17 protein-coding genes are annotated in these 13,622 nt (G+C 52.7%); 6 read left to right on the forward strand and 11 right to left on the reverse strand.

Translation table 11 applies throughout. The features are described from left to right. Positions 1-963: a HesA/MoeB/ThiF family protein gene (locus tag A6A26_RS00770; protein ID WP_063877014.1), complete on the forward strand. Its 963-nt coding sequence runs from the start codon at positions 1-3 to the stop codon at positions 961-963. A 22-nt stretch (positions 964-985) separates the two neighbouring features. Here the strand turns inward: A6A26_RS00770 and A6A26_RS00775 are convergent, their stop codons facing one another. From A6A26_RS00775 to A6A26_RS00785, 3 genes are read right to left on the reverse strand one after another with little or no spacing between them, the layout of a single operon-like run. Further along, positions 986-1,450, reverse strand: coding sequence for a GNAT family N-acetyltransferase (locus A6A26_RS00775; RefSeq protein WP_063877015.1), 465 nt, complete (start codon positions 1,448-1,450; stop codon positions 986-988). A 60-nt stretch (positions 1,451-1,510) separates the two neighbouring features. Then, the gene (locus A6A26_RS00780; RefSeq protein WP_063877016.1) at positions 1,511-2,113 is read right to left on the reverse strand and encodes a LysE family translocator; all 603 of its coding nucleotides are present in this window, start codon (positions 2,111-2,113) and stop codon (positions 1,511-1,513) included. 55 nt (positions 2,114-2,168) lie between these two features. Then, positions 2,169-2,543 carry a VOC family protein gene (locus A6A26_RS00785; protein ID WP_063877017.1) on the reverse strand — a complete coding sequence of 125 codons (375 nt, stop codon included), beginning with the start codon at positions 2,541-2,543 and terminating at the stop codon, positions 2,169-2,171. A gap of 82 nt (positions 2,544-2,625) precedes the next feature. Between A6A26_RS00785 and A6A26_RS00790 the strand changes: the two genes are divergently transcribed. After that, complete coding sequence (locus A6A26_RS00790) at positions 2,626-3,027, forward strand: YybH family protein (protein WP_063877018.1); 402 nt, start codon at positions 2,626-2,628, stop codon at positions 3,025-3,027. An 81-nt stretch (positions 3,028-3,108) separates the two neighbouring features. On the opposite strand, the gene A6A26_RS00795 is transcribed toward A6A26_RS00790, so the two are convergent. After that, positions 3,109-3,522 carry an ASCH domain-containing protein gene (locus tag A6A26_RS00795; protein ID WP_063877019.1) on the reverse strand — a complete coding sequence of 138 codons (414 nt, stop codon included), beginning with the start codon at positions 3,520-3,522 and terminating at the stop codon, positions 3,109-3,111. Positions 3,523-3,566: 44 nt separating this feature from the next. Further along, positions 3,567-4,118, reverse strand: a complete 552-nt coding sequence (locus A6A26_RS00800; RefSeq protein ID WP_063877020.1) for a DsbA family protein — start codon at positions 4,116-4,118, stop codon at positions 3,567-3,569. A gap of 346 nt (positions 4,119-4,464) precedes the next feature. Between A6A26_RS00800 and A6A26_RS00805 the strand changes: the two genes are divergently transcribed. The 3 genes from A6A26_RS00805 to A6A26_RS00815 all read left to right on the forward strand — a co-directional run bounded on the left by A6A26_RS00805 (position 4,465) and on the right by A6A26_RS00815 (position 6,718). After that, complete coding sequence (locus A6A26_RS00805; protein ID WP_063877021.1) at positions 4,465-5,049, forward strand: flavin reductase family protein; 585 nt, start codon at positions 4,465-4,467, stop codon at positions 5,047-5,049. Positions 5,050-5,061: 12 nt separating this feature from the next. Next, entirely contained in the window at positions 5,062-6,078 is a 1,017-nt protein-coding gene (locus tag A6A26_RS00810) for an NADPH-dependent aldehyde reductase Ahr (RefSeq protein ID WP_063877022.1), read from the forward strand. 112 nt (positions 6,079-6,190) lie between these two features. Continuing rightward, the gene (locus tag A6A26_RS00815) at positions 6,191-6,718 is read left to right on the forward strand and encodes a sterol desaturase family protein (RefSeq protein ID WP_063877023.1); all 528 of its coding nucleotides are present in this window, start codon (positions 6,191-6,193) and stop codon (positions 6,716-6,718) included. On the opposite strand, the gene crtB is transcribed toward A6A26_RS00815, so the two are convergent. From crtB to A6A26_RS00845, 6 genes are all read right to left on the reverse strand, one after another. Continuing rightward, entirely contained in the window at positions 6,657-7,586 is a 930-nt protein-coding gene (crtB, locus tag A6A26_RS00820) for a 15-cis-phytoene synthase CrtB (protein ID WP_063877024.1), read from the reverse strand. The genes A6A26_RS00815 and crtB overlap by 62 nt on opposite strands. Further along, the gene (locus A6A26_RS00825; RefSeq protein WP_063877025.1) at positions 7,583-9,061 is read right to left on the reverse strand and encodes a phytoene desaturase; all 1,479 of its coding nucleotides are present in this window, start codon (positions 9,059-9,061) and stop codon (positions 7,583-7,585) included. Before A6A26_RS00825 ends, crtB begins: the two co-directional genes overlap by 4 nt. 11 nt (positions 9,062-9,072) lie before the next feature. Continuing rightward, positions 9,073-10,221: a lycopene beta-cyclase CrtY gene (crtY, locus tag A6A26_RS00830; protein ID WP_063877026.1), complete on the reverse strand. Its 1,149-nt coding sequence runs from the start codon at positions 10,219-10,221 to the stop codon at positions 9,073-9,075. Then, complete coding sequence (locus tag A6A26_RS00835; RefSeq protein WP_063877027.1) at positions 10,205-11,500, reverse strand: glycosyltransferase; 1,296 nt, start codon at positions 11,498-11,500, stop codon at positions 10,205-10,207. The genes crtY and A6A26_RS00835 overlap by 17 nt, the downstream gene beginning before the upstream one ends. A gap of 9 nt (positions 11,501-11,509) precedes the next feature. Further along, complete coding sequence (locus tag A6A26_RS00840) at positions 11,510-12,418, reverse strand: polyprenyl synthetase family protein (protein WP_063877028.1); 909 nt, start codon at positions 12,416-12,418, stop codon at positions 11,510-11,512. Between the two features lie 246 nt (positions 12,419-12,664). Beyond that, positions 12,665-13,195 (reverse strand): YtfJ family protein, encoded by a 531-nt coding sequence (locus A6A26_RS00845; protein WP_063877029.1) that lies wholly within the window; start codon positions 13,193-13,195, stop codon positions 12,665-12,667. Between the two features lie 168 nt (positions 13,196-13,363). Here A6A26_RS00845 and A6A26_RS00850 point away from each other — a divergent pair, with 168 nt between their 5' ends. Next, entirely contained in the window at positions 13,364-13,582 is a 219-nt protein-coding gene (locus tag A6A26_RS00850; protein WP_063877030.1) for a MerR family transcriptional regulator, read from the forward strand. Positions 13,583-13,622 lie beyond the last annotated feature (40 nt).

The following is a 13,622-nucleotide window of genomic DNA, read 5'->3' on the forward strand; positions in this document are numbered from 1 at the left end:
ATGTCGCGTTATCAACGACAGACAATGCTGCCAGACGTCGGGGAGCAAGGGCAGCAGTCCCTGTCAGCTGCGCGTGTCTTAGTGGTCGGTGCAGGTGGGCTGGCTTCCACGCTGCTGCCACTGCTGGCTGGCGCTGGCATCGGTTATATCCGGCTTTATGACGATGATGTTGTGGCGCTGCATAATCTGCATCGTCAGACGCTGTTTACCACGGCCGACATTGGCGAGCCGAAGGTTTTTTGCGCGCAACGCGCGCTGGCACAGCGTAACCCGGATACGGTTGTTGAAGTATATCCTGTGGCGTTGCGCGCCAGTATTGTTGAGGCGGCAATGACGGATATCGATCTGGTGGTCGATGCAGCGGATAACTTCGCGGTGACTTACCTGCTTTCCGATATTTGCTTTGCCCGGGGTGTTCCGCTGGTTTGCGCCTCGGTGCTGGAGCGACAGGGCTATGCTGGCGGATTTTGCGGCGGTGCGCCAAGCTATCGCGCACTGTTTCCACACTTACCCAAAGCCTCAGGCAACTGCAACACTGCAGGCGTTTTGGGTCCGGCAGTCGCCACCTTAGGTGCTTTACAGGCGCAGATGGCACTCAGTATCCTGTTGAATTTGTCGCCTTCACCATTGGGTTGCATGATTAATTGTGATTTTGTGTCCTGGCAACTGCGTCAGTTCCGATTCGACAATGCGCCCGAACCTGAAAAAGCCGGAATTCCGTTTATCGATTCGGCCCTGTTAACCCCAAACGACTGTGTGGTCGATTTGCGCGGGACCGACGAAGCACCTGTTAGCGTTATTCCCGATGTGACGCGGATATTGCCCCAGCATATCGCCAGCTGGCAGCCGCCCGCGGACAAACGCATTGTTCTGGTCTGTGCCAGTGGCATTCGTGCCGCCCAGGCTGCTCTGGCTCTGGAAGCGCGGGGCTGTCAGCGGCTGGCAATCATTGCAGACCGATAACACAGACGAAAAAGCGGGATGATTAATTCTGGTCTTTGCGGTTGGTTTGATAAATGTCGGGTCGGGTTATAGTCCAGGCATAATCGGGTCTGTTCACTGGCTGATAACCGAATTTCTGGTACAACCAGGGGGCGGTTGAAGTAAACAGCAAGAGTCGGCGCAATGTGTTAATGACAGAATGGGACTGACAGCATTCAATCAGCCATCCGCCGAGCCCGCTACCCTGGTATTCTTCAAGGACATAGACATCACACAGGTATGCGAAGGTCGCGGAGTCGGTGATAAATCGCGCAAAACCAATCTGCTGGTGGTGATGAAACAGCCCAAAATTTAAACTGTTTTCTACCGACAGTGCCACGGTGGCGTAATCGATACCGGCTGCCCAACTTGAGCGGGTGAGGTAACGGTGAATGGCCTCAATATCCATCTGCGATTTATCCGTCGTAATGCGATAATCGTCTTTGTGCCAGTGCTGAACAGGTGCCATCAGTTTTCCCCCTGTCTTCCCGATTTAAGTGAGATTGTCGATAACCGTTTCGCTAAAACATCAGCCTGTAAGACTGCGCACTGCAATAACCATAAGCAGTAATCCGCCACCCATATTCACGTAGCGTTTCAGCGATACCGGGTTCAGTTTTTGCGCCGAGAACACCAGCGCCTGACTAAAGAGGGCCAGCCAGATAACCATGATCGCAATGTGCACTGTGGCCAGCGTCAGAAAGGCATCAATACCCGCTCTGTTACCAACGAACTGTGAAACCACCGTCAGGTAAAACAGGATAGCTTTGGGATTGGCGACATTGGCCAGCCATGCACCTTTGATCGTAACCGCGCTTTCTGTCGCGTTCAGCGCAAAGGTCTTCGTCCTGACGCCAGTGATAAATAAAAGCCCGCCCAGCCACAGTAAATAGAGTACGCCAGCCATTTTTAACAGGCCAAACAGCGCGGGTGAAGCAACCAGTGCCGTCGACAGGCCGAGACCGATCAGTAAAGCATGGGTATAAATCCCCAGTGCGGTGCCGAGCAGGGTTTTAAACAGCCCTTTGCGACCAGCCGTAAGTGCACTGTTCATTGCCAGCGTGAAACTTGCGCCGGGTGAAAGCGCAATGGGGAGCAGCGCGGGCAGAAACCCCGCCAGATTAATGTCCATCTTTCACCCGCACACAACGTCTTTTCACAGCGTGGACGAAATGCGTTAACAAAAATTATGTCGGATTATAAAACGCACACAGCTTATTGCCGGTTGGGTCCCTGAGATAGGCGATGCATTTTCCATCTGTTTCTCTGACCTGCGGCGGTGTTTCTGCCGATGTGCCACCGTTTTCAATCCCTTGTTGATGCCAGCGAAACACCTCCTCGGATGAGGGCATGGTGAAGCCGATGGTTCCGCCGTTGGCAAAGGTGGCGGGCTGACCATTGATGGGTTTGGTGATGATAAAACGCTGATTATTTTTAATGTAATAAGGGCGACCTATGGCATCAATGCCCTGATCGTCACAACGGATAACCGCGAAAATAGCATCGTAGAACGTTTTAGCTTGCGCAATATCATCGGTCCCAACAACCATATGGCTAAACATACTTAACTCCTTTTTAACATCGGTAGGGATATACTTATCACATCCGGTTTATTGCTGACCAGCTATGCGTAAGGAGGTTCCGATGAATGACCATCCCGTTTTACAGGTTGTCAGGTTATGCGACAGGGCGATATCAGCCGGTGATTATGATGCCTTGATGAAACACTATGCAGACGATGCCAGCCTGGTCATTAAGCCGGGAATGACCGTGACGGGCAGCGTAGCTATTCGCCGTGCCTTTGAGGCCATTGCCAACTATTTTCAGCATCAGCTGGTGGTGGAGCAGGGCAGGATGGAGGTCATTGAAGGGGCAGGAACCGCGCTGGTTATCATGGAGACGGTGCTCCGCTATCCCGATGGGCAGGGACAGTCGATAGAAAACACCCGGCGTGCCACTTATGTGTTTCGGCTGGAAAGTGATAATCAATGGCGCTGTACCGTAGATAATTCCTATGGCACCACGCTACTTGATCACGTGCTTTAGCATTGCTGCTTATGGGCGCGTCATCTGAACGGTCTGAGCCGTTAATCCGCGCTGGATGCTGGCGCGAATTAACGGCTTTTTTTAAATCACTTCTGCCAGCTGGAAGGTTTCGAATATCAGTTCCATTTCGGTGCTGAACCCGCCGTTACGCTGAAAATAGCGTTGATGTTCGCGCTGCCAGTACTCAAGGCTCAGGTCACCTTCGCCTTCCATTATCGCCATTTCTGGCGTTACGCGGTCAAAGCGCGTCACAAACAACCCTGTTGTTCTGATGACGCAAACCGGTTTATCCGCGCCGTTTAAAATGATGCTGTAACTGCCGGGTTGAGGCTTCACATCATCTTCATACCAGCCTTGCAGAGAGCTGCAGGTGGCGATTTTTTTGCCGGACAGCACCAGCGTCGCCAGCGCATTGGCCATCTCGGGAGAATCGCCAAATGACCAGCAAAGTGCGTCAGGATATTTGGCTTTAATCTGTTCAAGCGTCATCGTCATACTCAGTCCTTTTACCGCGGGGCCAGAATGGCTGGAGCATTACGTCAGGCCAGAATACGTTGTGCCCACACTTCAACCGAATCACCACTGCTTATATCCGGTTGTACCAGGCCATTAATCATAAAGGTCGGTGAAACATGGATACCGTTTTGACGGGCATATTTACAGTGCCATTTCACCAGGTCTTGCAAATCATGACGATCAAAGGCGGCGTAAGCATCGATGCCGCTGTATTCTTTCAGCCTGGCAAGAAGCTGGTGGGGCGTGACGTCCATATTTGGACCCCGGCAATGGTCTGTAAACTCAAACGCTTCCCGATGGTCGGCAACGGCCTGAAGTACCGCTTTAGCCGCCGCTTTGCTTTCCACCGAAGCCGCCAGGATATAGCGAACGATCACGCCCGAATACATGTGCCAGGGCTGAGACTGAAGATGAATTTTAAGCGTCATTTTATCTTCACCGACCTGCTCTAAAAGCGCATCCAGTTTATTGAACGCGCGCACGGAGAAGGGGCAGGTGGGCTCAATAAAAATTTCGAACAGGTGAGGTCCCTGTCCCCAGGTGAGAGGTTCTGCTCTTAGCTTTTCGTTGTTCATCCCAACTCCCATTAGCTAGTTAAGTTCCGGGTTCACTGACTGTGGCAACTTTACGCGTTTTCTGCCGGGTATTCACCTCAGGAGCCGTTTATCCACCCTGATAAGGATTAGTCTCATTTCTCTTACGTTACGGCAAATCAGACTAAAATTATTCCTTCAACGGTTTCGCTTTATGTGCACAACGTTTAAGGTTTCAGGATTGTTAAATCATGATCTTAAACACTATTTTGCAACGCGAAGGCACAAAGCGGCAAACTGATGCGAGTTGAAAACCGCTAGAGTAACCCGTTTATCAACCCGGAACCGGGCGTCGCGTTTTCCTGGCCCGGGACGTAAGGATTATTGAATGTCGCATTTTCGTCCGGTCGCGCTCGAACATGCAAGCCGCCTGCTGAATCATGGGCCGACGATATTAATTACCAGTCGGGACAGTCAGTCTGAGCGTCGCAACATCATGGCTGCGGCCTGGTCAGTGCCGGTAGAGTTTTCGCCGCCGCGGGTGGCCATCATTGTGGATAAATCGACCTGGTCACGTGAGCTGATCGAAGCCAGCGGCGCATTTGGTATTTGTGTGCCCGCCGCAAGTTTTGTCGACCTCACGTATGCCGTCGGCAGCACGACAGGACGCGACCAGGACAAATTTGCGGCGTTCTCCATTCAGGCCAGTGAGAGTCAGCACTTCGGTGTGCCTCTGTTGGAAGAGAGCTGTGTCGCCTGGATGGAATGCCGTTTACTGCCGGAAACAGAAGCACAGCAGGCATATGACACCCTGTTTGGCGAAGTGGTCACTGCTGCTGCTGACAGTCGGGTCTTTTACGATGGGCGCTGGCATTTTGATGACAGTAACTCAGCCCTACATACTTTACATCACCTTGGCGGTGGCCAGTTCGTGACGGTGGCGAACACGCTGACTGCCAAATCAACGCGTTAAATGAGGTACAGAATGACAATTAAGAGTTACGCAGCCATGCAGGCGGGACAAGCACTGGAGCGTTACGACTATGATCCAGGCCCGTTAGACGCAGAAGATGTCGAAGTAGAAGTTGAATATTGCGGTGTATGCCATTCAGATCTGTCGATGATCGACAATGAATGGGGGATTTCAGCCTATCCCGTGGTTGCCGGTCACGAAGTGATTGGGCGCGTGGCTGCGCTTGGCGACAGTGCCAAAAGTAAAGGCCTGAAGCTGGGACAGCGCGTGGGCATCGGCTGGACAGCGAAAAGCTGTCAGCATTGCGATCCGTGCATCAGCGGCGATCATGTTAACTGTGCCAATGGCACCACAACGACCATCGGTAACAACGGTGGTTTCGCTGATAAGCTGCGCGCTAACTGGCAGTGGGTCATTCCACTACCTGAAAAGCTGGATGCGGCAACGGCCGGTCCGCTGCTGTGCGGTGGGATCACCGTATTTAAACCTTTACTGATGCATAACATCACCGCGATGAGCCGCGTCGGCGTGATCGGTATTGGTGGTCTGGGTCATATCGCCATCAAAATTCTGCATGCGATGGGCGCAGAAGTTACCGCGTTCAGCTCCTCGGCCAATAAAAAGCAAGCCATTCTGGATATGGGCGCCGACCACGTGGTGAACAGCCGTGATCCAGAAGCGTTAAAAGGGCTGGCGGGTCAGTTTGACCTGATTATCAGCACTGTTGCGGTTGATCTCGACTGGCAACCCTACTTTGCGGCGCTGGCACCACGCGGTAAGTTCCATACCGTTGGTGCAGTATTGAAGCCGTTTGATGTGCCTGCCTTTAGCCTGATTTTAGGCGACCGTGCCGTTACCGGTTCTTCAACCGGTTCACCTGCTCAGTTGCGTTCTCTGTTGAAACTGGCTGGTCGCGCGGATATCGCGCCGACGGTGGAATATTTCCCCATGTCGAAAATCAACGAGGCACTGGAACACGTTCGCGCAGGTAAAGCCAACTACCGTGTGGTTCTGAAAGCCGATTTCTAATCTCCGGCGCGCCTTTCTGGCGCGCCTTTTTTCTTTCCCACCAATAGCGCGGCTAATCTCTGTTAAAATTAAATCCTCACGCCTGATGCCGGACGTCTCTACTGGAGAAATTATGTTGTGGATTTGGAATGCCCTGATCGTGTTGATTACTGTGATTGGCATGGAAGTGGTTGCTGCACTGGCACATAAATACATCATGCATGGCTGGGGTTGGGGATGGCATCTTTCCCATCATGAACCACGCAAAGGCGCGTTTGAAGTTAACGATCTTTATGCCGTTGTGTTTGCTGGATTATCGATCCTGCTTATTTATCTGGGCAGTACGGGAATGTGGCCGCTTCAGTGGATTGGTGCGGGCATGACGGCCTATGGATTGCTCTATTTCATGGTTCACGACGGGCTGGTGCATCAGCGTTGGCCGTTCCGGTATATTCCGCGCAAAGGCTACCTGAAGCGGTTGTATATGGCCCACCGCATGCATCATGCCGTAAGAGGCAAAGAAGGCTGTGTTTCTTTTGGTTTTCTCTATGCGCCGCCGCTATCAAAACTTCAGGCGACGCTAAGAGAACGACATTCGGCTAAATCGGGCGCTGCCAGAGATGGGCAGGGCGAGGCGGATGAGGCCGCATCCGGGAAGTAATGGCCTGACCGGATGCCATCAACAGAAGCGATAATTTTTCGGGTGTCGTGGTTGACTGCCGATGGTCCCAGGCTTCTGTTCCTGCCTGTTCAACCTTCACCCCAATTTTACGATAAACCTGCTTCGCTGTGGCGATGGCCCAGGCTGAGCGCAAGGGCAGCCCGGCCAGTCCCGCCGTAGCGGACAAATAGTAAGGTTCGGCTTCCTGCACCAGACGTCGGGCGATGCGGCTCAGCGCCTGGCGGTTTTCCGGTGCCGCATAATTTTCTTTATTCAGTCCTTCATTTTCCAGCCAACTCGCCGGCAGATAACAACGACCCACATGCGCATCTTCCACAATATCGCGGGCGATGTTGGTCAACTGAAATGCCAGCCCAAGGTCACAGGCGCGGTCCAGTGTAGCGTTATCGCGTACGCCCATAATCTGCGCCATCATCAAGCCGACCACGCCTGCAACGTGATAGCAATACCGTAATGTATCGTCCAACTGAATGTACTCCGCCTCACGCACATCCATGGCAAAGCCTTCCAGATGATCAAACGCGTAAGCGGGCGCAATATCATGGGCCATCGCCACTTCCTGAAACGCAGCAAACGCCGGTTCGTGCATCTGCGATCCGGCATAGGCCTGGCGCGTTTTCATCTCCAACTGCATCAGGCGTTGCTCAGGCGTTTGTAATGACGGCTGATCGGTTTGAAAACCCAGGGTTTGATCGTCAATCACGTCGTCACAATGGCGGCACCAGGAGTAGAGCATAAGTACACTGCGCCGGGTTTTTGCGTCAAATAACTTTGAGGCAGTCGCAAAACTTTTCGAGCCAACAGCCATCGTTTCGACCGCATGATTGAGTAACGACGGATTATTCAAATCAGGTCCTCCAGCATTAAACCTGCAGTTGCCTTAGCCGAGCCGATCACGCCGGGAATGCCCGCGCCGGGATGGGTGCCTGCACCTACCAGGTAAAGATTATTGATGGTTTTATCGCGGTTGTGCGGTCGGAACCAGGCGCTCTGTGTGAGAACGGGCTCAACAGAAAAGGCTGAGCCTTGATAGGCATTGAGCTGGTCGCGAAAATCGAACGGCGTAAACATTCGCTGCGTAACCAACTGGCTACGCAAGCCAGGCATGTAATGTTGCTCAAGGTACTCAAAAATACGATCGCGCAGTCGCGGCCCTTCAACCGTCCAGTCGAGGTTCGCTGTGCCTAAATGTGGCACGGGAGCTAACACATAGTAACTGCCGCAACCTTCCGGTGCCAGTGACGAATCCGTGACACAAGGTGCGTGCAGGTAAAGTGAGAAATCGTCTGCGAGTCCGTCATGATTGAAAATTTCATGAATCAGCTCACGGTAGCGAGGGCCGAAACAAACCGTATGGTGGGCAAGCTGATCGTGATGGTGATTCAGACCAAAATAGAGAACAAACAATGAGTTGCTCATGCGCTTAGTTTGCAGTTTTTTCGACTGCTTCACGGCGGCAGGATGCTGACTTAACAGGTCGCGATAGGTGTGAACCACATCCGCATTGGAAGCGACAGCCCGGGTCGGGAATCTGCGTCCGTCCTCTAAATGCACGGCTTCAATGGTATCCCCCGTGGTTTCCATGTGGCTGACCTTCGCATTCAGTACCACTTCGCCACCCAGATCCTGAAACAGCTTTATCATCCCTTTCACTAATGCCCCGGTACCACCGCGTGGAAACCAGACGCCCCATTCGCGTTCGAGTGCATGTATTAGCGTATAAATGGAGGAGGTGGCGAAGGGATTGCCGCCCACTAACAGCGAGTGAAAAGAAAACGCCTGACGAAGATGTTCATCCTCAATGTAGCTGGCAACTTTACTGTAAACGCTTCGCCATGCCTGCAGTTTCGCCAGTTGGGGCGCGGCGCGAAGCATATCCCTGAACGACAAGAAAGGCACGGTGCCAAGCTTCAGATAGCCTTCTTTAAACACCGCACGTGAATAGTCCAGAAACTGACGATAGCCTTCAACATCGCGTGGATTAAACTGCTGAATCTGCGCCTCAAGCTGTGCCTGATCGTTATCGTAATTGAAAACCTTTCCTGACTCCCAACACAGGCGATAAAACGGCGCAACCGGCAGCAGTTCAACGTAATCTTTTAACTGTTTTCCCGCCAGGGTAAAGAGTTCTTCAATGGCGCTGGGATCGGTAATAACGGTAGGCCCTGCATCAAAAGTGAATCCCTGATCTTCATAGACATAAGCCCGGCCACCGGGTTTGTCGCGTTGCTCAAGCAGTAAGACAGGGATCCCCGCCGCCTGCAGACGAATTGCTAATGCCAGGCCACCAAAGCCTGCACCAATTACCGTAGTTGGTTTCATGTTGTCGCTCTTTAACGATGAGTCGTCATAATTGCCTGCAATGCCGCTAATACCGGAACAGGCGGCTTGCCGCTCAGAATACGTAGCCGATCGGTCAGCGTGAGTTTGCCCGCATAAAAACGGGAGATTAAATCTTCAGGTAAACCATAGAAGCGCTGCATAACACGCCAGCGTGAATCGGCGGGTCCCGCTAAAAACAGCATGCGATTCAACATGCGGAAAAAGCGTTGCTGCTGCCAGCGCTCGTGGGCAAAGTGGGTAATCGCCTGATGAATTGAGGACGATGTAAAGACATCAAGCGCACTCAGGCGATCGGCCAGCGCAACCGCAAGGGGGAGTGAATAACCGGTTGTGGGGTGAAACAGTCCGGCACGCAGTCCACTGCAGGCTAAAGGCTGTTGCTGCCAAAACGCGGTGCTATCGCCCGTTAAGGTTATTGGCAATGCGCCCTGTTCCTCACGAAGCAGAGTCTGAAGCTGCCAATCCTGCTGGGCAGCATAATCGCGAATATTTTGTCGCGCGCGTTCAGGTTCCAGTGTCGCGTTATCGATATAGTGGGTATCTTCGATTAACAGTTCTGTCGCAGATAGCGGCAGGCTGTAAACAAAGCGATAACCATTTTGCTGATCGACCGTGGCATCCATAATAATGGGTGAAGATAAACCGTGCGGTTTACTGAGTCGCCATTCCTGTCCGATAAACGCCTGGAATCCCACGTTCAGCGCTGAATTTGGCGTATAACCTCGCCCATCAATCACCGCGCTGGCGCTGATGACCTGACCATTATTCAGTCGAACAGCGTCGGCGTGAACCTCTGCCACCGCGCGGCTAATCCATAAGTGCTGACCAAACTTCTGTTGTAAAACCTCGGCAAAACGCTGCGAAGTCACAGAAAAATAGCCGCTGTTCAGCTTACGACGCCGCGTGGGAAAGCGGACCTGATAGTCGGGCCAGTGATATACCACCAGCGGTGCTACCCAGCGATGTTGGCTCTCGGTTAAATCAGCGTCGTGAAAGGACCAGGTATGATTACCGCCCGCCTGGGGGGCCGCTTCGATAAGCAGAATACGCATGTCAGGTTGCTGCTGCTGAAGGCGCAGGGCAATGAGGCCATTAGCCAGCCCGGCGCCCACTAAAATCAGATCATAATGCGGTCGCATAGCCGCTCCCCTTCAAAACGGGCTGGCCGGTGCGCATGGCCTGCTCAACGATATCTGCAGCGGCCATTGTGCCGCCGGCTAAACGAAGGGCGGTCTGGATTTTCGTCATGCGTTGCGGGTAGTCGACGTTGGTCAGCAATGCACGCATCTGGCGCGCCAGCGCATGGCTGGTGGTAAAACGGGACGCACGTTTTCCTATCCCATGATAAACAATACGTGAGGCCACGCCGGGCTGATCAAATGCCAACGGAAGGGCTAAAAGGGGCGTGCGATAATTAATGGCATCCAGCACCGTATTCATCCCGCCATGGGTAATGGCAAGCTGCGCCTGCGACAGCGCGGCCGACTGATCGGCAAAATCCACAACCTGCGTGTGACGGCTTCGCGCCAGCTCTTCGGCCTGAAAGGCAGTCAGGCGGCCACAGTGCGCCAACAGAAGCTGACCATCAATCTCTTCACAGGCTTTCACGATGGCTTTAAACAGACCGTAGCGATGACCCTGCAACGTGCCCAGCGAGGCGAAAATTCGGGGCTTTTCAGACGGCGAAAAATAAAGCGGCGAAGAGGTTGATGTCGTCTGCGTTTCTCGCAGGGGGCCAACAGCATGAAAACAAGCCGGTAGCGCTTTACGGGGAAAATCCAGTTCTGGAATAAGCTGACTGATTTGTGCCAATGGCGAAAAACACTGATGGAGTTTATCCCGGGGTGCTAAGCCCATCCTGTGACTGTGATGGGCAATGACGCGGTCATGCCGACGCATCAGCCAGTCATAAATTTTTTCGCTGGCTGCATAGCGCTCACGTGCGGCATCGCTGGTGCCATAGTCAAAAGGCATCACCGCCAGGGGCAAATCCGGTTCGCGATTAAGCGGGAGTGCACAGGCAACCGAGACAAACGGCAGCCCCAGCGCTTCAGCGACCAGAGCGCCTGCTGGCTCCATCTGATCAACGATGACACCATCTATCGCCAAATCGTTAAAGGCTCTGGGGAGCGCCAGGCACAGCATATCGCTGGTGCGCGCCATTTCATTGATGAGCCGAAGCATTGACGGCCCCAGAGGATGGGCCGCTAAGTGCAGCAGGCGCGATAATGAGCCAGACGGATGGCTTTCTTCTCCTACAGCATGAAATCCGATGTGGGGATGCTGAATGAGTGGTTTAGTGTCCTGTTGCTGAATAAAGGTCACCTGATGACCGCGAGCCACTAACTCCTGAGCGAGGTTTTCCAGTGCACGGACATGGCTGTAAAAAGGCGGAGCGATCGCCGCGAAGTGGCTCATGCAGCATCCTTAACTGACGGCAGCGAGTTTTTTGTCAAACCAGGCCTGGATAAATTGTTGAGTAGAATGACCGTTTTGACACGCGGCTGAGAGGTGCTCACTGGCGAGATGCAGATGCTGCCGCAGACGCTCTTCAACTGCTCTGGAGCCTAATAAATTGACCAGGGTCGATTTGCCTTCATCCTGATTGATGTCCTTACCCGTGTCAGCCATGCCATCCGTTAAGTCGTCCAGCAGTTGAAACGCTTGGCCGAGATCAAGCGAAAAACGGTGTAGGTAATCGCGTGCTTCGCTGGAGGCATTCGCCACAATTGAGGCCATCTGCATAGACGCGCAAAACAGGGTGCTGGTTTTAAAGTGGTTCGTCATCAAAATGGCTTCAGCGCTGCGCGGCTTATCGCCTTCTGACAGATCCTTAAACTGACCCTGTACCAAACCTTGCATACCAATGGCGTTTGATAATTCTGACACTGCGCGGTTTTTTGCCAGCGGCGTCAGGCCATCTGCATCAGCAATGACCCCAAAGGCTTTGCTCAGTAAGGCGACCGCCGCCAGTATTGCCACATGCTCGCCGTACTGACAGTGAACGGTAGGGCGGCCCCGACGCATCTGCGCATCATCCATACAGGGCATATCATCAAGAATCAACGATGCCGCGTGCACCATTTCCACGGCGCAGGCGATATCCAGCAATCCCTCGTGGCTGACAGCGCAGCCCAGATCGCGTGCTGTGAGCAACAACAGCATCGGGCGAATACGTTTACCCGGTGCCAGCGCGCCCTCACGCATCGCGGCACCTACAAAATCCCGTTCTCCCTCGACAGGCAATAACTGCTCAAGCCGCCGATCAATATCAGCCAGTAATTGCTCAGCAGCACTGCGAGTGGGGTGAACGTGTTTTTTTGCGCAGACCGTCATTCGGGCTGTCCTTATCAACGGATACATTTATGACAACGCTAAAAGTGCGATGCCCTTTAAAGAAACGCTTAATCTGCCATAACATGGTTGGCAGGCTTACCCGTTATTTTTACATTTAGGGTTTCAGGTTTTTTCTCGCTAAATCCACATAATTAATACTAGTTGAGCCTGTGGAAAAGGTGGAGAATTCATAAACCTCCGTCGTATTTGCCTGTGGCGTGACAGGTTTTCCTGAGCGCCCGGGGTTCAGCTTGCCAGTGCACGTAATGTCGCAATTACCTGAGAAACGTCATTAGCACTGAGCGCCGTGTCTTTAGCAAATTTCACCTGTCCCTTCTGGTCCAGCACAATGACTGCCGCACCTTCGGGCTTAAGCTGCCAGCGGTGCTGTGCCACACCGCTACTGTCGATAATAAACTGTTCCCATGGCGATGCTTTTTTACTGGCGCGGATACTATTGACCACAAACAGACTGCTGCCAGGTAAAGCATCATCAGTATTGACGATGGTCGTGGTCTGGAATTGTTTTTTAGGCAGGTTGGCGTGCTGAAGAGCGTCAATGAGAGCTGCCGACTGTTCTTTTGCCGATAATCGACCCGCAACGTGAATAATTAAACGTGTTTTCCCCGTCAGAGTCAGACTGTTCCATTTTTGATAGTCAATCTTTCCGCTATCGAGCCGCATCTCACCTTTATCCGCAATAAAGACCGACGGTAGAGGCTGCCCGACAACGATGTTATGGGCGTTTGCCCAACAGGAAACGAGCAAAAGCGCCATCAATCCATAATGTTGCACTGTGTTATCTCTGGTTATTGGGAGCCATCTTACCAGCTTAGCAATTTTATCAATCCTTTGACTGTTTTATGCCCATTCCTGTTTTAGATCAATAACGGCGGGATGGGATTGAACAAAAATGCATCAACAATTCAGGGTCAGGAGGTAAGCATGCACTCAGATCTTATGACATTATCTGAAATGGCGGTCTACCTGGGCATTTCTCAGGCAAGCCTGGTCAGGGCGCTTTGCAATCAAGGCGAATTAAATGGTGTGCCTCTTCCCGAGGCGCTGGAGCACCTGCCTCTGACGCAACGCCATTGGTTGAGAGAGGATGTCAGTCAGTTTAAACATGCGCTGCAACGTGCCCATGTTGTCCACCATGATTAAATACGTGGCCTGAAAACACCCGGTATATCGTTATGATCAA

The sequence above is a fragment of the Pantoea sp. OXWO6B1 genome, assembly GCF_001641135.1.
Lineage (GTDB): Bacteria > Pseudomonadota > Gammaproteobacteria > Enterobacterales > Enterobacteriaceae > Pantoea > Pantoea allii.

Coding starts and splice junctions, on each gene's coding strand:
- A6A26_RS00840 (WP_063877028.1), bottom strand. CDS start 12,418: ATGACGGTCTGCGCAAAAAAACACGTTCACCCCACTCGCAGTGCTGCT.
- A6A26_RS00800 (WP_063877020.1), bottom strand. CDS start 4,118: ATGAACAACGAAAAGCTAAGAGCAGAACCTCTCACCTGGGGACAGGGA.
- A6A26_RS00805 (WP_063877021.1), top strand. CDS start 4,465: ATGTCGCATTTTCGTCCGGTCGCGCTCGAACATGCAAGCCGCCTGCTG.
- A6A26_RS00780 (WP_063877016.1), bottom strand. CDS start 2,113: ATGGACATTAATCTGGCGGGGTTTCTGCCCGCGCTGCTCCCCATTGCG.
- A6A26_RS00810 (WP_063877022.1), top strand. CDS start 5,062: ATGACAATTAAGAGTTACGCAGCCATGCAGGCGGGACAAGCACTGGAG.
- A6A26_RS00770 (WP_063877014.1), top strand. CDS start 1: ATGTCGCGTTATCAACGACAGACAATGCTGCCAGACGTCGGGGAGCAA.
- A6A26_RS00790 (WP_063877018.1), top strand. CDS start 2,626: ATGAATGACCATCCCGTTTTACAGGTTGTCAGGTTATGCGACAGGGCG.
- A6A26_RS00775 (WP_063877015.1), bottom strand. CDS start 1,450: ATGGCACCTGTTCAGCACTGGCACAAAGACGATTATCGCATTACGACG.
- A6A26_RS00785 (WP_063877017.1), bottom strand. CDS start 2,543: ATGTTTAGCCATATGGTTGTTGGGACCGATGATATTGCGCAAGCTAAA.
- A6A26_RS00815 (WP_063877023.1), top strand. CDS start 6,191: ATGTTGTGGATTTGGAATGCCCTGATCGTGTTGATTACTGTGATTGGC.
- A6A26_RS00845 (WP_063877029.1), bottom strand. CDS start 13,195: ATGGCGCTTTTGCTCGTTTCCTGTTGGGCAAACGCCCATAACATCGTT.
- A6A26_RS00795 (WP_063877019.1), bottom strand. CDS start 3,522: ATGACGATGACGCTTGAACAGATTAAAGCCAAATATCCTGACGCACTT.
- A6A26_RS00850 (WP_063877030.1), top strand. CDS start 13,364: ATGCACTCAGATCTTATGACATTATCTGAAATGGCGGTCTACCTGGGC.
- A6A26_RS00835 (WP_063877027.1), bottom strand. CDS start 11,500: ATGAGCCACTTCGCGGCGATCGCTCCGCCTTTTTACAGCCATGTCCGT.
- A6A26_RS00825 (WP_063877025.1), bottom strand. CDS start 9,061: ATGAAACCAACTACGGTAATTGGTGCAGGCTTTGGTGGCCTGGCATTA.
- crtY (WP_063877026.1), bottom strand. CDS start 10,221: ATGCGACCGCATTATGATCTGATTTTAGTGGGCGCCGGGCTGGCTAAT.